23 protein-coding genes are annotated in these 20692 nt (G+C 66.1%); 14 read left to right on the top strand and 9 right to left on the bottom strand.

The annotated features are described in order from the left end of the window. Positions 1–3 precede the first annotated feature (3 nt). The 6 genes from NA5_RS35165 to NA5_RS35140 all read left to right on the top strand — a co-directional run bounded on the left by NA5_RS35165 (position 4) and on the right by NA5_RS35140 (position 5310). Positions 4–837, top strand: a complete 834-nt coding sequence (locus NA5_RS35165; RefSeq protein WP_062993353.1) for a DUF5666 domain-containing protein — start codon at positions 4–6, stop codon at positions 835–837. A 56-nt stretch (positions 838–893) separates the two neighbouring features. Then, positions 894–1997, top strand: a complete 1104-nt coding sequence (locus NA5_RS35160) for a TtfA family protein (RefSeq protein ID WP_245672576.1) — start codon at positions 894–896, stop codon at positions 1995–1997. Positions 1998–2031: 34 nt separating this feature from the next. Next, on the top strand, positions 2032–2838 hold the full coding sequence (locus NA5_RS35155; protein ID WP_062993351.1) for an SDR family NAD(P)-dependent oxidoreductase: 807 nt from the start codon (positions 2032–2034) through the stop codon (positions 2836–2838). 5 nt (positions 2839–2843) lie between these two features. Further along, a complete protein-coding gene (gene pyrE / locus NA5_RS35150) occupies positions 2844–3410 on the top strand; it encodes an orotate phosphoribosyltransferase (RefSeq protein WP_062993350.1) in 567 nt (188 codons plus the stop codon). A 126-nt stretch (positions 3411–3536) separates the two neighbouring features. Then, the gene (locus NA5_RS35145; RefSeq protein ID WP_062993349.1) at positions 3537–4601 is read left to right on the top strand and encodes a beta-ketoacyl-ACP synthase 3; all 1065 of its coding nucleotides are present in this window, start codon (positions 3537–3539) and stop codon (positions 4599–4601) included. 19 nt (positions 4602–4620) lie between these two features. Next, the gene (locus tag NA5_RS35140) at positions 4621–5310 is read left to right on the top strand and encodes a lysoplasmalogenase family protein (protein ID WP_245672582.1); all 690 of its coding nucleotides are present in this window, start codon (positions 4621–4623) and stop codon (positions 5308–5310) included. 41 nt (positions 5311–5351) lie between these two features. Here the strand turns inward: NA5_RS35140 and NA5_RS35135 are convergent, their stop codons facing one another. The 4 genes from NA5_RS35135 to NA5_RS35120 form a co-directional block, all read right to left on the bottom strand. Further along, positions 5352–5804 carry a DUF3592 domain-containing protein gene (locus tag NA5_RS35135; RefSeq protein WP_062993347.1) on the bottom strand — a complete coding sequence of 151 codons (453 nt, stop codon included), beginning with the start codon at positions 5802–5804 and terminating at the stop codon, positions 5352–5354. 290 nt (positions 5805–6094) lie between these two features. After that, the gene (locus tag NA5_RS35130; RefSeq protein WP_084484662.1) at positions 6095–7183 is read right to left on the bottom strand and encodes a glycoside hydrolase family 76 protein; all 1089 of its coding nucleotides are present in this window, start codon (positions 7181–7183) and stop codon (positions 6095–6097) included. A gap of 117 nt (positions 7184–7300) precedes the next feature. Beyond that, a complete protein-coding gene (locus tag NA5_RS35125) occupies positions 7301–7981 on the bottom strand; it encodes a TrmH family RNA methyltransferase (protein ID WP_062993345.1) in 681 nt (226 codons plus the stop codon). 48 nt (positions 7982–8029) lie between these two features. Then, a complete protein-coding gene (locus NA5_RS35120) occupies positions 8030–8359 on the bottom strand; it encodes a DUF4190 domain-containing protein (RefSeq protein ID WP_062993344.1) in 330 nt (109 codons plus the stop codon). A gap of 95 nt (positions 8360–8454) precedes the next feature. Here NA5_RS35120 and NA5_RS35115 point away from each other — a divergent pair, with 95 nt between their 5' ends. The 4 genes from NA5_RS35115 to NA5_RS35100 all read left to right on the top strand — a co-directional run bounded on the left by NA5_RS35115 (position 8455) and on the right by NA5_RS35100 (position 11215). Continuing rightward, positions 8455–9819, top strand: a complete 1365-nt coding sequence (locus tag NA5_RS35115) for a sensor histidine kinase (RefSeq protein ID WP_084484661.1) — start codon at positions 8455–8457, stop codon at positions 9817–9819. After that, positions 9816–10469 (top strand): LuxR C-terminal-related transcriptional regulator, encoded by a 654-nt coding sequence (locus NA5_RS35110; RefSeq protein WP_062993342.1) that lies wholly within the window; start codon positions 9816–9818, stop codon positions 10467–10469. Before NA5_RS35115 ends, NA5_RS35110 begins: the two co-directional genes overlap by 4 nt. 127 nt (positions 10470–10596) lie before the next feature. Next, positions 10597–10911 carry a type II toxin-antitoxin system RelE/ParE family toxin gene (locus tag NA5_RS42650; protein ID WP_218020232.1) on the top strand — a complete coding sequence of 105 codons (315 nt, stop codon included), beginning with the start codon at positions 10597–10599 and terminating at the stop codon, positions 10909–10911. Next, complete coding sequence (locus tag NA5_RS35100) at positions 10904–11215, top strand: helix-turn-helix domain-containing protein (protein WP_062993341.1); 312 nt, start codon at positions 10904–10906, stop codon at positions 11213–11215. Before NA5_RS42650 ends, NA5_RS35100 begins: the two co-directional genes overlap by 8 nt. Before the next feature lie 32 nt (positions 11216–11247). Here NA5_RS35100 and NA5_RS35095 read toward each other — a convergent pair whose 3' ends face one another. Continuing rightward, positions 11248–11931, bottom strand: a complete 684-nt coding sequence (locus tag NA5_RS35095; RefSeq protein WP_174555312.1) for a DedA family protein — start codon at positions 11929–11931, stop codon at positions 11248–11250. A 19-nt stretch (positions 11932–11950) separates the two neighbouring features. Beyond that, on the bottom strand, positions 11951–12607 hold the full coding sequence (locus NA5_RS35090; RefSeq protein ID WP_084484660.1) for a DedA family protein: 657 nt from the start codon (positions 12605–12607) through the stop codon (positions 11951–11953). Between the two features lie 324 nt (positions 12608–12931). Between NA5_RS35090 and fbaA the strand changes: the two genes are divergently transcribed. After that, complete coding sequence (gene fbaA / locus NA5_RS35085) at positions 12932–13966, top strand: class II fructose-bisphosphate aldolase (protein WP_062993338.1); 1035 nt, start codon at positions 12932–12934, stop codon at positions 13964–13966. 17 nt (positions 13967–13983) lie between these two features. Further along, positions 13984–15102 carry a BTAD domain-containing putative transcriptional regulator gene (locus tag NA5_RS35080; protein WP_062993337.1) on the top strand — a complete coding sequence of 373 codons (1119 nt, stop codon included), beginning with the start codon at positions 13984–13986 and terminating at the stop codon, positions 15100–15102. A gap of 4 nt (positions 15103–15106) precedes the next feature. Here the strand turns inward: NA5_RS35080 and NA5_RS35075 are convergent, their stop codons facing one another. Continuing rightward, on the bottom strand, positions 15107–15442 hold the full coding sequence (locus NA5_RS35075) for an excalibur calcium-binding domain-containing protein (RefSeq protein WP_169811409.1): 336 nt from the start codon (positions 15440–15442) through the stop codon (positions 15107–15109). A gap of 334 nt (positions 15443–15776) precedes the next feature. Between NA5_RS35075 and NA5_RS35070 the strand changes: the two genes are divergently transcribed. After that, positions 15777–17228 (top strand): glycoside hydrolase family 183 protein, encoded by a 1452-nt coding sequence (locus NA5_RS35070; protein ID WP_062993335.1) that lies wholly within the window; start codon positions 15777–15779, stop codon positions 17226–17228. A gap of 10 nt (positions 17229–17238) precedes the next feature. Here NA5_RS35070 and NA5_RS35065 read toward each other — a convergent pair whose 3' ends face one another. Both NA5_RS35065 and NA5_RS42645 read right to left on the bottom strand, forming a co-directional pair. Then, positions 17239–18294 carry a fused (3R)-hydroxyacyl-ACP dehydratase subunits HadA/HadB gene (locus tag NA5_RS35065; protein ID WP_062993374.1) on the bottom strand — a complete coding sequence of 352 codons (1056 nt, stop codon included), beginning with the start codon at positions 18292–18294 and terminating at the stop codon, positions 17239–17241. 115 nt (positions 18295–18409) lie between these two features. Further along, positions 18410–19921, bottom strand: coding sequence for an Rv0361 family membrane protein (locus NA5_RS42645; RefSeq protein ID WP_245672574.1), 1512 nt, complete (start codon positions 19919–19921; stop codon positions 18410–18412). A 538-nt stretch (positions 19922–20459) separates the two neighbouring features. On the opposite strand from NA5_RS42645, the gene NA5_RS40955 reads away from it, so the two are divergent. Continuing rightward, positions 20460–20621, top strand: a complete 162-nt coding sequence (locus tag NA5_RS40955) for a hypothetical protein (protein ID WP_218020231.1) — start codon at positions 20460–20462, stop codon at positions 20619–20621. Positions 20622–20692 lie beyond the last annotated feature (71 nt).

Here is a 20692-nt window from a genome sequence, read left to right as displayed (position 1 = left end):
GGCATGAGTAGTCCCAACGATCCCTGGGCTCAGCGACCGGAGGATGCGCCGACGGAACATATCGGTCCGTCGGGTAAGTCGGGATTCCAGCCGTCCTCGCAGACGACCGAATACACCGAGGCATATGGCCACGGCGATGCGACTTCGGTCTATCCGTCCGCCGAACGATACGACCCGTGGGCCCCGCCACCGACCAATGCCACCAAGGAGTTTCCGCCGTACGACAGCCAGGTCCAGTGGGGCGGACCGGAAAGCGGCGCGTGGCAGGAGCCGACGCAGTTCGGTGCGTACGGTCAGCCCGGTGCGCAGTATCCGCCCGGACCGCCGGGCGGACCGCTACCTCCGGATCAGCAGCCACCGCGCAAGCGCAACACCGGCCTGTGGATCGCCCTGGGCCTCGGGGTGATCCTGCTGATCGGCGCGGTCAGTGTGGTCGCGGGGATGCTGCTCGGTGGTAAGGACACCTCTTCGAGTTCCGCCGCGAGCACCTCGGCCTTCCCGACCGCGGGCCGATCCACCGGCACCGCACCGTCGGGCGGCCCGTCCTCTACCAGGGTCGTGCCGAGCATTCCGGGACTCGGCGGCATAGATGAGCTCGGCGCGACCATGGGCACCATCACCGCCAATGCCGGTGGCCAATTGACCCTCGACACCCTCGGCGGATCCGCCGTGACGGTACGTACCACCGATAAGACCCAGGTGATCTCGTTGACCGGGTCCAAGGCGGCCGATCTTCCGGTCGGTGACATGGTCGTGGTGCAGGGCGATAAGGCCGCGGATGGTTCGATCGACGCGAAGATCATCATCAGCACCGCGTTGCCCGGAGGCACGCGGTGAAATATCGGCGGGCAGTGCTGCGCAATAGCCCTGTCGGCTCTATAGGGTAGGCGACGATGACGGCAATGTGGTTCGGGTTGGCGGCGATCGCGCTCGTTGGTGCGATCGTGCTGCTGTATTTCGATCGGGTCCAGCGACAGCGGACCGGTCATGCGCGCCAGGTGTGGGCCAAGGCCCAGGGCTATACGTATGTGTCGGTGGAACCGGCGCTGGCGTCCACTTGGCGCCGCGGTGCGTTGGCCAAGCTCGGCTACCTGTCCGCGGTGGATGTGGTGTCCGGTATCCGCAAGGGCGAGAAATTCGTCCTCTTCGATCTGGAAGACGCCGCGACGCTGGTCGCGGTGCGCAGGCAGATCGGCTCCGATATCGATGTGGATATGCGGCTCAAGACCGCGTCACCTCCCAAGGATGCCGATCTGGAACTGCTCGGCGCGATCGGTGATCGGGTGGTGTTCGCGACCAATCCGGAGATCGCCAGGCACGCCGTCGATCAGCGCATGGTCGCCTTCATCGAATCGCTGCCCGATTCCGTGCAGATGCTGTGGAGCGAGGGCAATTGGACTCTCGGCATGCTGAATGTCGGTACGGTGGCCAAGGATTGGGAAACCGCCATCGACGCGGTGCTGCGCCTGTCCGGTCTGCTGCATGTGCTGCCGCCGGTGAGCGATGTGCGCGGGGTGGATTCCGGTGGTCACGATCCGGGACGGCCGCATCCGCGCAAGCGCCCTGGTGATCGGGAAGCGGCGGATCGTCCGGTGGCCGCGCGGGTCGCGTCGGCGGATCTGCGCAAGCGCACGGACTTCGACGACGAGGACTATGACGAATCACCTTATGACCAAGACGATTTCGACCGTCCGAAGTACCGCGAGTACTCCGATGACGACTATTACGACGAGGAACCGGCCGCCGACCCGGTGACTCCGGAGCCACCGCGCCGCCCAAGTCTGGCCGTCGTCCCCGACTCCCGCTCGCGCGCCCGCGACGAGCGCTGGGCAGCGGAGCCGGACGACGACTGGTCGCCGCAGGACCGACCGCAGCGCGAAACCGCCGAGACCGAGTCGGATGAGGACGAATGGCATTCGGCCGAGCACACGCCGGAACAGCCCGGCGGCCCGTTCCATCCCGGATTCCGCCCGTATCAGGGACCCGTGCCGCAGTGAGCGGGCACAGCGCCCCTTCGACCCGGATCACACCATGAACGACAGTCCTACGCGCCTGCCCGGTGCCATCCGCCCCGTCGCGCTGATCACCGGACCGACCTCCGGCATCGGGCACGGATTCGCCGTGCGCTTGGCCACACTCGGCTATGACCTGGTGCTCGTCGCTCGCGACGAGGACCGGCTGAATGCACTCGCCGCGGAATTGGAGCGGAAATTCGCGACCCGTTCGGAGGTGCTCGTCGCCGATCTGGCCGATACCGAAGATCGGGATCGGGTGCTGGCCCGTGCCGCCGACGGCATCGAATTCCTGGTCAACAACGCCGGATTCGGCCAGTCGGGCGAGTTCTGGACGCAGCCGCCCGCCGCGGTCCAGGCGCAGCTCGACGTCAATGTCACGGCGGTGGTGCAACTCACCAGGGCGGCGCTGCCGTCGATGATCGCGGCGGCGAAGGGTTCGATCGTCAATGTGGCCAGTGTCGCGGGTCTGATTCCAGGACGGGGCTCGACCTATTCGGCCTCCAAGGCCTACGTCGTATCCTTCACCGAGGGGCTGGCGGGTGGACTGGCCGGAACCGGAGTTCGGGTCCAGGCCCTGTGTCCCGGATTCGTGCATACCGAATTCCACGAGCGGGCCGGTATCGAGATGTCCTCGCTGCCGAAGCAGCTGTGGCTGAGCGTCGACCAGGTGGTCGCCGGTTCGCTACGTGATCTGGAGAAGGACCGGGTGCTCAGCGTGCCCGGAGTGCAGTACAAAGTGCTCACCACCGCCGCCGGGATGATCCCGCGAGCCCTGGCGGCCCGACTGAATCGCGGCATATTCAACGCACGCGGAAGGACTTGACAGACATGATCGACCAGGCGAACCAGGCCGCCGTTTCGACCGACGACCGCGATAGATTGGCGGCACTCGTACGCGAGCTCGCCGTCGTACACGGCCGGGTCACGCTGTCCTCGGGCAAGGAGGCCGACTACTACGTCGACCTGCGCCGCGCCACCCTGCACCACGATGCCGGGCCGCTGATCGGGAAGCTGCTGCGCGAAATGGTGGCGGACTGGGACTTCGAGGCCGTCGGCGGACTCACCATGGGGGCGGATCCGGTCGCGCTGGCCGTCATGCACGCACCCGGCCGTCCGATCGACGCGTTCGTGGTGCGTAAAGCCGCCAAGTCGCACGGCATGCAGCGCCAGATCGAGGGCCCGGACATCGTCGGCAAGCGGGTGCTCGTCGTCGAGGACACCACGACCACCGGAAATTCGCCGCTGACCGCGGTGCGCGCACTGCGCGAGGCCGGTGCGACCGTCGTCGGCGTCGCGACCGTGGTGGACCGGGAGACCGGCGCCGATCAGGTGATCGCCGCCGAGGGCCTGGAGTACCGGTCCATCCTCGGATTGAAGGATCTGGCCCTCGGCTAAGCTGCGAATGCGGTCCCCGGGTCGTTATCGCTGGTGGTCGGAGCTTGGAAAAGCGCTGAAACGCCGACGGCGGTGCGACCCGATAAGGGGCGTGTTCGAGACAGCGAAGGGTCGTGTGAGTTACCTGTGGTGAGCATTGCAGTCAATAAGAGCCGTGCGAATGTCGCGATGCTCGGCATCGGTGCTTACCGTCCGAAACGCCTGGTCAGCAATGAAGAGGTGTGCGAGGTTCTCGATTCGACCCCGGAGTGGATCTACGAGCGCACCGGTGTGCGCAACCGTCGGTGGATCAGCGGCGACGAAACGCTGCAGTCGATTTCGGCTGCCGCCGGTGAGCGCGCGATCGTCAACAGCGGCATCGACCGGTCCAAGATCGGCGCGCTGATCCTGGCCACCTCGAGCTGGTTGACGCTGACTCCGCACGGCGCCCCCAAGGTCGCCAATGACCTGGGGATGAACGGGATCGCGGCCTTCGATCTGACCTCCGGCTGCGGCGGATTCGGCTATGGCCTCGGCGTCGCCGCCGACCTGATCCGGTCAGGATCGGCCGAATACGTGCTGCTCATCGGCGCCGAGACGATGACGGTCGGACTCGATCCGACCGATCGTGGCACCGCGATGATCTTCGGTGACGGTGCGGGCGCGGTGGTGGTCGGCCCGAGCGAGGAGAACGGCATCTCCCCGACGGTGTGGGGCAGCGACGGCGAGAATGCCTCGGCGATCGAGCAGGACGTCAACTTCCTCGAATACATGGAGAAGGCGCAGCGGCTGCAGGGCACCGATCCGGCCGTCGAGCCCATCGGCCGGATGTCGCTGCGGATGGAGGGGCCGCGGGTATTCCGTTGGGCGGCGGTCACTTTGCCGCGCGCGTTGGCCTCGGCGCTCGAGGTCTCCGGTGTCTCCAAGGACGATATCGAGGTCTTCATTCCGCATCAGGCCAATGCCCGCATCAACGAGTTGATGAAGAAGAACCTGGGGCTGGCCGATGACATCCCGGTGGCCAATGACATCGAGAACACCGGCAATACCTCCGCCGCCTCCATCCCGTTGGCGATGGAGGAGATGTTGGTGACCGGTAAGGCCAAGGGTGGCCAGGTGGCGCTGCTGCTCGGCTTCGGTGCGGGTCTGAGCTATGCGGGCCAGGTGGTCACGCTGCCGCCCGCCCCGAAAGAGCCGAGCTTCGGTGTCTGATTTGCGGCATTCGCGGGTCGTGCGTCCGTTCCGAGCTGGGTTCATAGCTGCTGCCGCGGTGACCGTGTACGGCGCGGTCACCGGCCGTGACAAGGTGCAATGGGTGGCGAAGCCACTGCTGATGCCGCTGTTGGCGGCCGATGTGGCGACCGATCGGACGGTGTCGGATCCGGTCGGTCGGACGGTTCTGCTCGGTTCCCTGGGGGCCGCGACCATCGGTGACGTGCTGTTGATCGAGCCGGACAATGATCGTCGGCTGATCGCGGGGGCGTCCTCGTTCGCGGTGATGCAGACCGGGTATTCGGTGCTGTGGTGGCGGCAGGGTGGGCGTCCACGTCCGGAGATCGCGGTTCCCCGGCTGCTGGCTTGGCTCGGCGCCGCGGCGCTGATGCGGGTCAAGGCACCGACCGTCGCGGCTGCGCTGACCGCCTACGGTGCGACGCTGGGCAGTGCGGCGGTGCTCGCCTCCGATCCCGGATTGGCTCCGGGTGCGAAAAATATTGCCGGACTGAATATTCCGAATGCCGATCCGCGTAGTCGGCTCGGCCTCGGTGCATTGCTGTTCACGGTTTCCGATGGGTTGATCGTGCTGCGGCGGCTGTTCGCGCGCAGTGAGCGTTCCCGGCGGGTCACCGAGGGGGTGGTCCTGGCTACCTATGCGGCGGCGCAATATCTGCTCGCGGACCCGCGAGCGCACGCGCGGGACTGACCTCGTTCCCGTCGATTCGGCCGAATCCCGGTGATCGAAAACTATTGTCCCAGAACGAGAATGATCCGATCCCGATTTTCCGGATCGACTCGGATGGAGATGGTCTCACCGACCGCCATCCGCGGCTTATCGGCCGGGGTGACATCGAAAACGATGGTGCCACGGTAACTTTCGGATCCGGGCACAACGAGCTCCAGATCGAATTCGGTCAACTCGGTGTGATGATCGGTGCGGTGCAGGGTATGCGCACCCTCGATGGTCGCCCACCCCTCCAGCCCGTGCCGCCACAGCTGCCGATCCGCGCGCGATGGCCGAGCGGCCAAGAGCATTCCGACGCCGACGCATGATCCGAACAGACCGACCAGCGCGACGATCTGAAACGGCTCGGTGCCCGGCGGCATATGCGGTAGTAGCCAGCCCAGCCAGAATCCGAGCACGATCAAATACCCGGCGGTCACCCCGAGCACTGTGCGGAGAACGCGTGCGTGATCCATGCCAGCCTCCACCCGACTGCCCTGCATCTCCAGAATAGGACCGGCCACCCCGGCGTGAACGCGCCTTGGCCACAACCGTGACCTGCCCGTTTCCACCGCACCCAGCCGCCCGTCACCTTCGATGGGCAACCGAGTGGTCCGCGAGACCGTAATGCTTCCCGATCGGCTCGGTCACGACTCGCGGTGGTGCCGTCGACCAATGCGGTTATGCCGAACACCGCGTCACTGCCGCTGATCAATTGTCCGGCAATGCTTTTGATCAACGGATTACCCGCAGGGCACGCCGATGCCTACAGCCCGGCGGCGCTGACCTGGTAGGCCGCCTCCATCAGCAGCCAGCCCGACAGTTGCACCGACATATCGCGTTCGGGCACCCGCGACGAGGTCACCGAACCGCCCTCGGTGAAATGCCCGGCGCCGGACCGTCCACCGGGTAACTGGGCGGGTTTGCTCCAATCGTGTCCGAACAGCGGCTCGCCCTCGACCTGCAGTCGGTTCGCCCAGGCCGCCGTCGCACTGGCGCGGACAATGGCGGCCGCGGTCCGCCGATCGGCGGCCTGTTCGTGCTCATCGCCGGGCAGCATCAGCGCGACCACCGCGAGATACCGGGCCAGAATGCCGTTGAACAGGCCACCATCGCCACCACCGCCGCCATTGATCACCCCATTGGTGGTCATCTGCTCCTCGACCGCGGCGAGCAGTCGGTGTACCCGTTCGCTGTGGCGCGGCTCGCCGGTGTGCACCGCGAGTTCGGTCTCCAAGCCGAGCACCACGCCCTGGCAGTAGCTGAAGGTCGGGCGCTCGATCTCGCCGGAGGGCAGGTGGACGCCGTCCAGGATCAGGCCGGATTCCTTGTCGCACAACGTCGCATCGATCCAGTCGGCCATTTCCTGCGCGCGGACGTGGCGGCCGAGCCGCAGCAGCGCGATGGCGGCCGGTCCGTTGGCTGGGGCATTGAAATAGTCCGAGTCGACCCGCCACGGCACACCACCGCCGCGTGCCGGATCCCAAGCGCCGTACAGCTCCTTCTCGAGTGCGATCAGACCGCCGCGCGCCTCGGTGATGCCCTGGGTTCGCTCGGCACGCTCCAAAGCGATTGCCAGCCAGGCCATATCGTCGTAGTAGTTATTGGTCCATCCGGTGATATTGCGCAGTCGATGCGCCCGCGCGATGGCGGCGATGCGCTTGCGTCGGGTCGGCGTCGGCACCCGGTTGGCGGCATCGACCGCGCAGTCGATCAGATGCGCCTGCCACCAGTAGTGCCAGGTCGCGAAGCCGCGTTCACGACGGGTCGCGGGCCAACCGACGACACCCAATTCGGTACCCGGCACGCCCCATAGCGCGCGTAGGTGCCGAGAGACGATCGCGGCTTCGGCCATATCCGCACGCTCGGACCACAGCGCGGGCGTGGGGGCAGCATCGCGCCCGGTATCCGGACTCCGCGAGGTCATGGGTCAATGGTGCCAGCTTCGAGCCGATTAATACCGATCTTTTCGTTACCAAGCTGACGTCAAATCGGCATGTTGCCGGATCCATGCGTGCATGGCGATACCGGCCGCGACTCCGGCATTGATACTGCGGGTCGAACCGAACTGCGCGATCGAAACCGTCAGCGCGGCCGCACCCTTGGCATGTTCGGTGACACCCGGCCCTTCCTGCCCGAACAGCAGCAGGCAGCGGCGCGGCAACTCGACGGTTTCCAACGGAACCGAGCCCGGCACATTGTCCACGGCGACCACGGTCAGATTTTCCCGCTCGGCGAAGGCGATCAGCTCGCCGATATCGGTGTGATGTTCGATGTGCTGATAACGGTCGGTGACCATGGCGCCGCGGCGATTCCAGCGCCGCCGACCGACGATGTGCACGGCGGCCGCGGCGAAGGCGTTGGCGGTGCGTACCACGGTGCCGATATTCGCGTCGTGGCCGAAGTTCTCGATGGCGACATGGAACGGATGCCTGCGGCGGTCGATATCGGCGATGATCGCCTCGCGCGTCCAGTAGCGGTAGGCATCGACGACATTGCGGCGGTCACCGCCCGCGAGCAGCTCCGGATCGTAGCGGGGGTCATCCGGCGGGGCCTGCCCGTGCTCCTGCGCCCATGGCCCGACACCGTGCGGATGCTCGCCCCATTCGGTGGGGCCTGGCTGCTCGGCCGTATCCGGCGCGGGGTGGTTCACCCCGACGATGCTAATTCCGGCCGCGCCCCCACCTTCGGGTGGCCGGATTCAGTAGCTCGAGGACGAGGCGCCGATAACAGCGAATACCGCAATGATGATGACGAACGCGAGGGTCAGGATCAGCAGTATCGAGGCGATGATGCCGCAGATATATCCGGCCTGGACGCTGCCGCGACCACCGATGGCGCCGCCGGACGCGTCGATCTCGTTGAGCGCCTTCTTCCCCATCACCCACGCGATCGGGCCCAAGACCTGGCACATCAGCAGGCCGAGAATCCCGAGGATCATGATCGTGACGGCCTGCGGATGATCCTGCGGCGGACCATAGGCCGGGTAGCCGTACGGTGAACCGTACTGCGGTGGTGGCGGATAGTTCATGCGCAGGATGGTAATTGGTGGTGTAGCTGGCCACACCTCGGATTCGCCGGTCAGCGCGATCGAATGCCGCCGTCACCGCGACAACCATGGAGTCCATGACCGAGACACAAACCCTCGTGCTCGACGCGCCCACCGGTAAGACCGGGCCGGACGCGCGAGCGGTGCTGCGCGCGATACTGCGGGCGCCGATCCAGGTCCGGACCTGGAAGCAACTCGTCTATGTATTCACGGTTTTCGCGATCGGCATGCTCGCCGTCTGCTATCTGTTCTTCGGTTTCGGCGGCGGTTTGTACGCCTCGATCTTCCTCATCGGCATTCCGATCCTGGCGCTGGTGATTCTGGGCGCGCGGCTCTGGGCGAAGGTGTACCGCGCGCTGGCCAGGGATCTGCTGGATACGCCGGTGCAAGCGCCGCCGCCGTATGTCTCGCGGCCGGGCTTCTTCGGCTTCCTGAAGAGCGCGTTCACCGATCGCGCGAGTTGGCGAGCCATGCTGTTCCTGGCAGCGCAGGCGGTACTCGGTGTGGTCGGCGGTTATCTGGTGCTGGTCGTGGTGGCCGTGACGGTGTTTACCGCGCTCTCGCCCATCCCGTGGGTGCTGTTCAACCCCACGAATATCGACGACAACGGTGTCGCGCACCATTCGCTCGCCCAGTTCGGGTCCGTCTATATCGACACGTGGCCAAGGGTTTTGCTGATGTCCGCGGTCGGCATCATCTGCTGCTTCGCACTGCCGTGGCTGCTGCGCGCGGTGTGCTGGGTGCACGGACTGCTCACCATCGCATTGCTGTCGGCGACGGCGCGGGACCGGCAGCTGGTCGAACTGCGTGCGAGTCGGCGTGCCGCGGTCGAGGATTCGGCGGCGACGCTGCGTCGGGTGGAGCGGGATCTGCACGACGGCACGCAGGCGCGGCTGGTCACCATCGCCATGGCGCTGGGTCGGGCCGAAGAGCGGATATCCCTCGGCGGCGACGCACGCGACCTGATCGCCGACGCACACGCCAATGCCAAGGAGGCGCTGACCGAATTGCGCGAACTGGTACGCGGAATCCATCCGCCCGCACTCGAATTGGGGCTCGAGCCAGCATTGGAGACACTCGCCTCGCGGTGTGCCGTTCCGGTGGAACTGCGAGTCCAGCTGCCGCAGCGGCCGAATCCGGCCATCGAGGCGATCGCCTACTTCTCGGTCGCCGAATTGCTCACCAATGTGGTCAAGCATGCGAATGCCACCAGTGCATGGGTGTCGGTGGTACCGACCGATGCGCACACCATCGCGGTCTCGGTGCGCGACAACGGAATCGGCGGCGTGCTGGCGCCGACCGATGGGGAACATGTCGCTGGCAGCGGACTTTCCGGACTTGCGGCGCGGGCTCGTGCGGTGGACGGCACGCTGACGGTGCAGAGTCCGACCGGCGGGCCGACCGTGGTGACCATTCTGCTGCCGACGGCCGGGCCGCGATGAGTACACCGTTGCGGGTGGTCATCGCCGAGGACAATGCGATCCTGCGCGACGGGCTGGCCGGACTGCTGACCGAGCGCGGCCATGAGGTGGTCGCCATTGTCGGCGACGCCACCACCTTGAGCGATGTCGTCGGCACCTACAACCCCGACGTGGCCGTGGTCGACGTGCGGATGCCACCAACCTTCACCGACGAGGGCCTGCTCGCGGCCATCGAGTTGCGCCGCAAGTACCCGCTCACCGGCGTGCTGGTGTTCTCGCAGTGGATCGAAACCCGCTATGCCACCGAACTTCTCGCTGGCGGTGCGAGCGGCGTCGGCTACCTGCTCAAGGATCGGGTGGCCGACGTGCGCGATTTCGTCGACGCCCTGGACCGGGTCGCCACCGGCGGCACCGCACTCGACCCGGAGGTGGTGAGTCAGTTGATGGGTGCTTCACGGCAACAGGATTCGCTCGCCCGACTCACACCCCGCGAGCGTGAGGTGCTCGAACTGATGGCCCAGGGGCTATCGAACAATGCGATCGCGACCGCGCTCACGGTCACCGAGCGCGCGGTCGAAAAGCATATCGGCAACATCTTCACCAAACTCGACCTGCCACCGTCGGACACCCACCACCGCCGAGTCCTCGCGGTCCTGCGCCTGAAAGGCTGAATCGGCTTCGCCATGCTGAGCGCAGCTCGTCGGGCGGCGATGCCCCCCTGGTCGAATATAGTACTTGGCCTATATAGGATGGATGCTATGAGCCTCTATGTGGTCGAGGTAGAACAGGAGGTAGCCGATTGGTTACGTTCGCTGTCGGACGGGGACTTCGGTCGCGTGGATACATACGTGGGCATGCTCGCCGAGCAAACCGTGGTCTCGGAATCTCGGCGACGGCGTACGGGAGCTGCGATTCCACCTGCACCCACGAGAGATGCGCATCACCTACTGGCTTGCGTCGGGGCGGCGAGTGGTGCTGCTGACGGTGTTCCGGAAAACTCGAATGCGGGAAACCAGGCATGTCGAACGCGCGAAGGCATTGCGGAAGGTGTGCGAGTCCGAACACGAGCATGCCCGAATCAACTTCGGCAGGGAGATAGGCGACGATGACTGACCACACGACCATGAATGACCTGCGACGCGAACGAGCCGACCGGCCCGGCTTCGACGCGGCGGAGTACGATGCCGGTCGCGCGGAAGTGCTGCTGGCCATCGAACTCGCGAACGCCATCCGGGAACGGCGGCTCGAACTCGGCCTCACCCAGTCGCAGTTGGCCCAGCGTGCTGGACTACACCAACCCGACGTTTCCCGGCTCGAGTCCGGCGGTGGCACACCAACCATCGGCATGCTGGACCGGTTGGCGCACGCACTCGAACTGCGGTTCGTCGCTCGGTTCGAGAAGACCGACGCCGCCTGACCAGTACAGGGACGACCGCGCCGTTCAGCGCGTCAGATCGAGGCGGTTTTCGTATCGTCGCCAGCGGTTTCGAAATCGAAGTCCTCGGCGGGCTTGGCGATCTCCTGCCGGTAGTGCCGGATGCCGACGGCGGTTCCGATGATCAGGCCGACCACCAGGGTGCCGATGACTCCCGGCATCAGCCACGGCACCCGGTCCAGGAAACTGCCCGCGTAGTAGCCGATGAGCAGCAGCACCGGCGCCCAGATAATGGCGCCGACCGTGCTGGCCACGGTGTATTTGCGGTGATCCATCCTGGCCGCGCCCGCGACCATCGGGCACAGCGTGCGCACCCATGGGATCCAACGCGAAATGAGCACCGCGAGGAAACCGTGCCGCTGCAGCAATTCGGTGACCCGCTGCAGGTTGCGGGTATTGATGTAGCGGCCGTTTTTCCTGGCCACCAGGTGATGGCCGGTGCGATGCCCGATGACGTAGCCGACCTGGTTGCCCGCGATGGCCGCGACCATCGCGCCGATGGACAGCGCCCAGACATGGGCCTCGCCCGCGGCGTTGGAGGCCATCACGATGCCCGCCGTGATCAGCATCGAGTCACCGGGCAGGAACAACCCGATGATCAACGCGCATTCGAGGAAGACGAAGGTCAGCACCACCGTCCAGACGAGCGCGGGCCCCGCCGAGGTCAGCGGATCGAAACTGCCCACTGCTAGGGGCAACTGCGCCGTGGACACCGGCTCAGTGGGTCGGCTCGTTCGTCGAGGCGGTCAGCGCGGCATCGTGCTGACCGGCCTCGTCCGCACCCCGGTTGAGCACCTTCTTGGCCACCGTGATGATGCCGGGCAGGATCGAGATGAAGACGATGAGCAGGAAGATCGGCTCGATATGGTCGCGGATGAACGCGACGTTGCCCAGGAAGTACCCGAGCACCGTGACACCGCCGCCCCACAGGATGGCACCGACGATGTCGAAGGTGACGAACTTGCGGTAGTCCATCTTGGACACACCGGCCAGTACCGGCATGAACGTGCGCACGATCGGCACGAAGCGGGCCAGGATGATCGTCTTCGGACCGTGCTTTTCGAAGAAGGCGTGCGTCTCGGTGACGTAATGCTTCTTGAAGAACCGGGTGTCTTCCTTCTGGAACAGCGCGGGCCCGATCGCCCGACCGATCCAATAGGCGCATTGGTCACCGGCGAAGGCGGTCACCATGACGGCGGGCAACAGCAGCCAGATCGATACCGGCGGGTTGTCCGTCGCGGACAGCAGGCCGCCGGTGAACAGCAGCGAATCGCCCGGAAGGATCGGGAAGAGCAGACCGGTCTCGATGAAGACGATCACCAGGATCGCCGGGAGCACCGCATTCTTGAGCCACGTCTCCGTAAGCAGGTGCATCGGGTCCAGCAACTGGGTCAATGCGACGTTGCTCGTCACCGATTCTGTCGCTGCCAGCAGAATCACGCGGCCTCCTGTCCCTGGTACGGCTGGCCTACATTGCTTGCCACCGCATCGGAAGCTGCCAGCGCAATTACGCGGCCAACAGTACCGGGTCCAACTGAGAAACCTCTTGCTGTGCGAAAAGTTCGCCTTGTCCGACCGGCCGGTCCGTACTCTGCGGCGGCCACGCAGAGCGGTCCCCGCACATCGCGCGAAAGCCCGCTGGCCTAGTCTGTGAGCTGACAGAATTGTCTTTTGCCGCACAACACGGAGGTCTTCACAGTGCCCATCGCGACTCCGGAGGTCTACGCCGAGATGCTCGGTCGGGCCAAAGCGAACTCCTTTGCCTTCCCGGCCATCAACTGCACCTCCTCGGAAACCGTCAACGCGGCCATCAAGGGCTTCGCCGACGCGGGCAGCGATGGCATCATCCAGTTCTCCACCGGCGGCGCGGAGTTCGGCTCGGGTCAGGGTGTGAAGGATATGGTCGTCGGCGCGGTCGCACTGGCCGAATTCGCGCATGTGGTCGCCGCGCGCTACGACGTGACCATCGCGCTGCACACCGACCACTGCCCCAAGGACAAGCTGGACACCTTCGTGCGGCCGCTGATCGCCATCTCCCAGGAGCGGGTGAACGCGGGCAAGAACCCGCTGTTCCAGTCGCACATGTGGGATGGCTCGGCGATCCCGATCGACGAGAACCTGGAGATCGCCAAGGAGCTGCTCAAGGCGACCCATGCCGCGAACATCATCCTCGAGGTCGAGATCGGCGTCGTCGGCGGTGAAGAGGACGGTGTCGAGGCCGAGATCAACGAGAAGCTCTACACCTCGCCCGAGGACTTCCAGAAGACCATCGACGCGCTCGGCTCCGGCGAGAACGGCAAGTACCTGCTCGCCGCGACCTTCGGCAATGTGCACGGCGTGTACAAGCCGGGCAATGTGGTGCTCAAGCCGGAGGTGCTGGCCGAGGGGCAGCGCGTGGCGGCGGCCAAGCTCGGCCTGGCGGCGGACGCGCAGCCGTTCGATTTCGTCTTCCACGGCGGTTCGGGCTCGCTGAAGTCGGAGATCGAGGATTCGCTGCGCTTCGGTGTGGTGAAGATGAACGTCGACACCGACACCCAGTACGCGTTTACCCGACCGGTCGTCGGGCACATGTTCACCAACTACGACGGTGTGCTCAAGATCGACGGCGAGGTCGGCAACAAGAAGGCCTACGATCCGCGCAGCTACCTGAAGAAGGCCGAGTCGGCCATGGCGGCGCGGGTCGTCGAGGCGTGCAATGACCTGAAGTCCGCGGGTCGCTCGATCAGCGCCTGAGCCTTTACGTTTAGTACATGAGTCTGGATGTGCGCGTGCTCGGGCCCGTGCGACTGCTGGTCGGTGGTGAACCGGTGGCTGTCGGCGGGCCCAAGCCGCGAGCCTTACTCGCCGCGCTGACCGTCAATCGACGGCGCGCGGTGGCTTCGGCCGCGCTGGCCGATATGGTCTGGAACGAGGATCCGCCCGATTCCTACGCCGCCAGCCTGCAGGTATTCGTCTCGAATATCCGTAAGGCACTGCGCAATTCGGGTGTTGACCCGGCCATGGTGCTGCGCACCGAATCGTCCGGCTATCGACTCGAGATCCCGGAGGATGCCTGCGATCTCGGCCGCTTCGAGGCGGCCAGGGATGCGGGCGCGCGTGCCGCCGAGGTCGGCGACCATGTCGGCGCGTCGCAGCTGTTCGGAAACGCGTTGCGCGAGTGGAGCGGTCGGGCACTGGCCGATCTGGCCGGATTGCAGTTCGCCGACGGTTTCGCCACCGCGATGGACGAGGAACGGCTGCAGGCCGCATCCGCTCGGATCGATGCCGAAATCGCTTGTGGGCGTGCGTCATCGGTGATCGGCGAGTTGGTCTCGATGACCAATGAACATCCGCTGCGCGAACCGCTGTGGGGTCAGCTGATCACCGCGCTGTACCTATCCGGCCGACAGGCCGATGCGCTGGACGCGTGCCGTCGGGTGCGCACGGTGCTCGCGGACGAACTCGGCATTGATCCGGGTCCGGTGCTGGTCGATCTCGAACAGCGGGTGCTGCGGCAGGAACCGCTGAGCACAATGGAACTCAAGCGGACCGAGCGGCTGGCCGCGGCGATGACCGAGACGGTCACCGAGATGCCGCGCGCGGTCCGCAGCGGTCAGCTGCGCATGCCGGACGGCCGGGTCACCGCGATCGCGCAGGGCGGCATGCGAATCGGCCGGATGACCGACAATGATCTGGTCCTCGACGATCCGAAGGCCAGCCGCTACCACGCGCATATCATGCCGAGCCGGGCCGGACTGCTGATCAAGGATCTGCATTCGGCCAATGGCGTGTACGTCAACGATGAGGCGATCGATAGCGGTGCCCTGCTCGCCGACGGCGACAATATCCGTATCGGCGCAACGGTTCTGGTATTCCAGGCCGTCCAGTAACCGCTCAGTCGCAGGCGACGCCGTCCCCGTCCGGATCCAGATACGGGTTGTACCCAGCCTGACCACGATAGAGCGGTAGCTTCCCCTCCGCCCGAACCTGATCGCAATCGGTGTAATACCTCGGCGACTCCTCCTTCGACTCTTCCGGCGGAGGCACATTCGACCCCTTCGGCCCCGGCCGATAGCTCGGCACCGGAAGCGAACTATCGGGTCCGGCAACGAATTGGACGGTGGACGAATCGGCGGCGGCGATCGGCGATGCGATCCCGAGGCCGCTGATCACCAGACATGCGGCACCGAGCGCGGGTACAGCGCGGCGATAGATCAGTGAAGCGTTCACATTCTCCATCCTGCTCCGCTTTCGGCGCCGATGTCACTGCGCTCGAATGAGAACCACCGGGGGCCCTTTGCTCCCCCGGTGGACGGCCACTCACCCCGACTCGAGTTGTCGTGTCGTGGACGGTAGCAGGGTGGTCGGGGTGCGGTCCCGAAAATGGAGTAGGAGTTTCCTGTTAATTCTGGATGTCCGTGCGGCGCATGGGTGGTTCGGTAAGTCGGGCGGGTCGAACTGGGCAAAACGGGTAGGGTCGGGCGCTGGTGCGCGGCGTCGCGAAGGGCTGCGATGCGGCCGGGAGACGGGTGTCCATTTTGCGCGAGATATCAAGGGGTTGGCGATGACTCGGCGGTGGGTAGCGGTGTTCGGTGCGGTGGTGTGTGCGGCCGGGGCGTTGACATGTGCCGCGCGACCGGCCGGTGCCGCGCCTTCCGGACCGGTGGCCGGTCCGTGCCGCACGGATCCGCCCGCGACGCATGCGGGCCTGGTGCCGAAGACGCTCGAGGTGCCGATTCCGTATCCCGTGCTGACCGTGCTGCCGCCGGCTGCCGCCGAACCCGCGCCGGTTCGCACGGAAATGGAGTTGCCGTCGGATCCCTGCGTGAATCCGTGCCCGGATCTGACCGATGCACCGGCACCGCCGCCGAGTCCGGCGAGTCAACTCGGCATTCCGGAAATTCTATTGAGCCCCAAGCCTTTCCATTTCGCGATTCCGGGACCGGGACCGGATCCCGGTCAGGCGCCGCCGCCTCCGCCGCGGGTTGATCCGCCGATCGAATCCGCCCCTGTGGCCGCGGTCCGGCCGACGCCGCGGATCAGCACGGTCACCGAGGTGGCCAAGCAGACCGGCGCGAATTCGGTCAATCGCACCGATAAGCGCTGGCAGGTGGATGGCACCGATCTCGGCATCATGTGGGAGAGCGCGCCGGGGGAGATCGCGACCGCTTTCGGCGACACCGTCGGACGCGGCTTCCATCCGCCGGGCGGAATGGGATTGGATTGGCGCAGTAATGTGCTCGCATTCAGCACCGATCACGATCTCGAAGACGGGATGACCTACGACCGAATGGTGACCGACGACCGCTGCCACGCGGCCGAGGTGCTCTCCAGCCGCAAACTCGACAATGTCGAGGTCACCACGATTCCGACCTCCGGATTTGCCCTCGGTGCGCGGCAGTACCTGAGCTATATGTCGATTCGCACCTGGAACAGCATTCCGGGCACGTTCTTCACCAATTACGGCGGCATCGCCTATTCCGATGATCACGGTCAGACCTGGACCAAGGATCCGTACGCGCGCTGGGACAATATCTTCGGACTCGCGAATTTCCAAGTGAGCGCGATGGTTCCGCACGGCGACTATGTGTACATGTTCGGCACACCCAATACCCGGCTCGGCTCGGTGGGACTGGCGCGAGTGCCGAAGGATCAGCTCCTCAACACCACCGCCTATCAGTACTGGCAGGACGGAAACTGGACTCCGGTAGGCGGATTCGGGTCCGCCACCCCGATTGTCGACGCGCCCGTCGGCGAGTTGTCGGTGCGCTTCGACGCCAGCCGAAACGTATGGCAGATGAGCTATTTGGATACCGGAAGAGCGGCACTGGTGGTCCGCGAAGCGGATTCACCGCAAGGTGTGTGGACCGATGGCACGCCGACGGTGACGGCGCGCGAATATCCCGAGCTATACGGCGGATTCATCCACCCTTGGTCCTCGGGTTCGGACCTGTACTTCAGCATTTCGACGTGGAACGACTACAACGTCTATCTCGTGCACGCGACCATCGAATGAGGTTGCCTCGCTAGGCGAAGCGAACCTCGGCGATGGCCCGGCCGAAAAGTTTGCGGCCCTCCGAATTACCCGCGAGCACAATGGTCGCGGTCCGTCGGCGCGGATCGAGCGATTTGATCCGCCCACTGAATTCGACGGAACTCGGCGCGTCGGCGGTCACCGGAACGAATCCGGCGAACCGCACGCTGAACTTCTCGATGGCCGTCGGATCACCGAGCCATGCGGTCAGATAGTCGCCCGCCAGACTCATGGTCAGCATGCCGTGTGCCACCACGGTCGGCAGTCCGGCCAATTGGGCCGCGCGCTCGCTGAAGTGAATCGGGTTGGGATCGCCGGAAACTCCCGCATAGTTGGTCAGATCGCCGCGCGTCACCTGGACGGTCTCGGCGGGGAGCTGATCGCCGACGGTTAGTCGGTCGAAGTCCGGGAGGGAGTGCACCGAAGCGCTGCGCACCGCGGGCTGACCGGGCGCGGGGGCGTCCGCGGGCAACTCGACCAGCGGGTCCGGCCTGGTGATGTCACCGATGGTGACCGGACGTGCGTGCATCATGATGTTCTCGACGGCGGCCGCGATATTGGGATCCACCTCGACACCGCGACGCGCCACAATGGTGGTCGAACCCGATTGCACGATCTCGCCGTGCTGGTTGGTCAGCGAGAACGTCACCAGCACGAAGTCGTTATCGCCGAACTGACGGATCGAGTCGATCACGATCTCGGTGCTGAGCCGGTCGCCCGCCAGAATCGGCCGGGTGAGCTCGAATACCTGGTCGGTCTGCAGGATCTGGGACAGATCGTATTCGGTGAGCACGGTATCCAGTAGGACCCTGGTCGCATTGATGCCGATGACCGAGGCGAAGGTCGGCGGCGCGATGATGCCGTCGTAACCGAGCTCGAGCGCATCCGGTTCGGAGTAATGCGCACCGTGGCGACTCTGTGTCGCGCGGGCGAACTCACGGACTTTCTCCCGGCCGACCGAATAGTGTTCACGCACCCGGAACCGGCGCCCCGCCACCTGCTCGACCGCTTCGACTTCCGGCTTTTCGATTGTCTGCTCCCTGACCATGATCCGGGCCATGCTACTGGCGAACCGGTCCGGTGACCAGGTGAGTGTGATGTTCGCTACCGGTTAGAGGGCTCACCTTTTGGATAAGTCCTGCTGATTCGGTGCCGCCTTCCGGCTAGGGCGTCCCGGCGCTCGGCGGATCGCAGACCTTCCAACCGTCGGCGGTCTGCTCGAGGTCGAACGTCCGCGCCGAGCGCTTCGTCGGATCCGCATCGGTGTACACGGTGGCCTGTGCGATCGCCGTCTTATCGGTGATCTTGATGGTATCGACGCTGGCCACCACGGGAATGTTCTTGCGATCCATCGACAGCTGGTGCACGCCGGCGAACTGGTCCGCCGCAATATTCTGATAGAAGTCGTGCAGCTGCCCGCAGGTGCTGTTGCGCAGCGCCGCGAGATCGCCGGATTTCAGTGCCCCGGTGTAATCGGTGATGGTGGCGCGGACCTGCGCCTCGGGGGAGTTGCCGCCCCGATTGCCGATGAGCACGGCCGCGAGCCCGATCACCGCGATGAGCGCCACCGCGGCCGCCCCGATGACCAGCCAGCGCTTCGAGCGCTCGGCCGGTGCCTCGGCGTCCGTCGATTGCTGACCGGGCGTGATTCGCTGCGGCTGGGCCATCGGTCGTGGTCCGTTGACCGGCTGGGCGGGGCGAGTCTGCTGGGTATCGGCCGGTGACGGGGCCGATGCGACCTGACGTGGCCGCCCCGGTCCGCGCGGCGCCGACGGTGCGGTCTCCTCGACCCCGGGTCCACCCTGCGAAGGGCCTTGCGCCCCAGCCTGTTTCGGACCGGCTGCTGGACGCGGCGTGCTCGGCGGCTTGCTGATCGGCCCGGGCCGCGCAGCGGGTGGGACGACCCGATCGGTACCGGGCTTGGTCCCGGCACCGGTCCGCATCCGCTCCGTGGCGTCCTTATCGACCGGCTTCTGAATCGGCAACGCGACGGTCTGCTCGGCATCCAGCTTCGAAACCACCGGCATGGCGACGGTCTTGTCGTCCGCGCCCGCCAAATCCGGCTCATCCGGCTGCGTCGGCGCGGCAGCCGCACCCTTACCCTTCGGATCGACCCGCCGCATCACCATGGTCGCCGCATCCGCACCCGCGGCATCGTCGACCTTGTCCGCTGGTGCCGCGGCCTTGGTCGCAGCCGAATCACGCTGAATCACAGCGGTTTCCGCAGCGGATGCGGGAGTGCCACTTGGTGGCGCAGCGTTTTCGGTCGGTGGCGTGGCTGCCGTCGACCGAGTAGTCGTTTCGGCGGCTGCTCCGGCGGACTTGTCGCGTACTGCTTCGTCGCCCGCGTCGGATCCTCCGGCGGCCGCAGCGGCAGTTCCCCCCGCCGCACCGGCAGCCGCGGCCGACTTCGCCGAACCGCCACCAGCCTGCGCTGCGGAACCGCCCCGTTTGATCACAACGGTCGGTGAATTCGGCCCGGCAGCCTTGTCTGCTGCGCCGGAACCCGCGTCTCGCGTCGCCTTGTCAGGAACTCCCGCCCCCGGCGCCTCGGCCGACTTGTCTTTGCCCGCGACACCACGCGAGATCTCCGCAGTCTTGCCTTCGGAATTCCCGGTAGCACTCCCGGCCTGTCCGGAACCGGCAGCTGCGCCCGGCTGCACAGAACCGGGCACAGACGAAGCTGCGCCGCTACCGCGTTGACTTGCACCGCCTGGCCTGTTTGTGCCACCCGGAGCAGGAGCAGATTCGGTGCCGCTACCGCGTTGGCCCGTGCTGCCTGGATTGGTTGCGCTGCCCGGCGCGGAAGCCGGTGAGGTGCCGCCGAGGTTGGCTGTGCCCGGCGTGGCAATAGATGAGGCCGGGCCGCTATCGCGTTGGCCTGCCCCCGCCTTGGTTGCACCACCCGGCGTTGGGGCCGACGAAGCCGCGCCGCCATCACGTGGGCCCGCGCCCCTCGGCCCGACTGTGCCGCTCGGCGTCGGAGTCGACGGGGCAGCGCCACCCTCGCGTTGGCTCGCGCCGCCGGGGCCGGTAGCGCCGCTACCTCGCTGCGCAACGCCGCCGGAGCGGGTCGTTCCGTCCGTTGGAGTAGATGAGGCTGCACCGGTATCCCGCTGGCCTGCGCCACCGGGCCTGGATGCGCCACTCGGTGTTCGAGCCGATGGCGCTGCGCCGCCCCCTTGTCGGCTCATGCCGCCCAGCTTGGCGATGTTGCCCGACGCAGGAGCCGGTGATGCGGTGCCGCTCGGCTTGCCTGCGCTGCCCGGCGTGGAAGCAGACGGTGCGACCGCGCCACCTCGCTGGCCCGTGCCGCCGGAGTTGGCGGTGCTGCTCGGTGCGGGAGCGGGCGAGGCGCTGCCGCTTTCTCGTTGACCTGTGCCGCCTGGCCCGGTTGCGCTGCCCGGCCTGGTTGCGTTCCCTGGCGAGGAAACAGACGGTGCGGC

The sequence above is a fragment of the Nocardia anaemiae NBRC 100462 genome (genome assembly GCF_001612725.1).
GTDB lineage: Bacteria > Actinomycetota > Actinomycetes > Mycobacteriales > Mycobacteriaceae > Nocardia > Nocardia anaemiae.
This window is presented reverse-complemented; position numbering and strand designations above follow the sequence as displayed.

Bases quoted from the DNA above. Each gene is read 5' to 3' on its own strand.
- NA5_RS35165 (WP_062993353.1), top strand. From the start codon at position 4: ATGAGTAGTCCCAACGATCCCTGGGCTCAGCGACCGGAGGATGCGCCG.
- NA5_RS35160 (WP_245672576.1), top strand. From the start codon at position 894: ATGACGGCAATGTGGTTCGGGTTGGCGGCGATCGCGCTCGTTGGTGCG.
- NA5_RS35155 (WP_062993351.1), top strand. From the start codon at position 2,032: ATGAACGACAGTCCTACGCGCCTGCCCGGTGCCATCCGCCCCGTCGCG.
- pyrE (WP_062993350.1), top strand. From the start codon at position 2,844: ATGATCGACCAGGCGAACCAGGCCGCCGTTTCGACCGACGACCGCGAT.
- NA5_RS35135 (WP_062993347.1), bottom strand. From the start codon at position 5,804: ATGGATCACGCACGCGTTCTCCGCACAGTGCTCGGGGTGACCGCCGGG.
- NA5_RS35130 (WP_084484662.1), bottom strand. From the start codon at position 7,183: ATGGCCGAAGCCGCGATCGTCTCTCGGCACCTACGCGCGCTATGGGGC.
- NA5_RS35120 (WP_062993344.1), bottom strand. From the start codon at position 8,359: ATGAACTATCCGCCACCACCGCAGTACGGTTCACCGTACGGCTACCCG.
- NA5_RS35115 (WP_084484661.1), top strand. From the start codon at position 8,455: ATGACCGAGACACAAACCCTCGTGCTCGACGCGCCCACCGGTAAGACC.
- NA5_RS35110 (WP_062993342.1), top strand. From the start codon at position 9,816: ATGAGTACACCGTTGCGGGTGGTCATCGCCGAGGACAATGCGATCCTG.
- NA5_RS35100 (WP_062993341.1), top strand. From the start codon at position 10,904: ATGACTGACCACACGACCATGAATGACCTGCGACGCGAACGAGCCGAC.
- NA5_RS35090 (WP_084484660.1), bottom strand. From the start codon at position 12,607: ATGCACCTGCTTACGGAGACGTGGCTCAAGAATGCGGTGCTCCCGGCG.
- NA5_RS35080 (WP_062993337.1), top strand. From the start codon at position 13,984: ATGAGTCTGGATGTGCGCGTGCTCGGGCCCGTGCGACTGCTGGTCGGT.
- NA5_RS35070 (WP_062993335.1), top strand. From the start codon at position 15,777: ATGACTCGGCGGTGGGTAGCGGTGTTCGGTGCGGTGGTGTGTGCGGCC.
- NA5_RS35065 (WP_062993374.1), bottom strand. From the start codon at position 18,294: ATGGTCAGGGAGCAGACAATCGAAAAGCCGGAAGTCGAAGCGGTCGAG.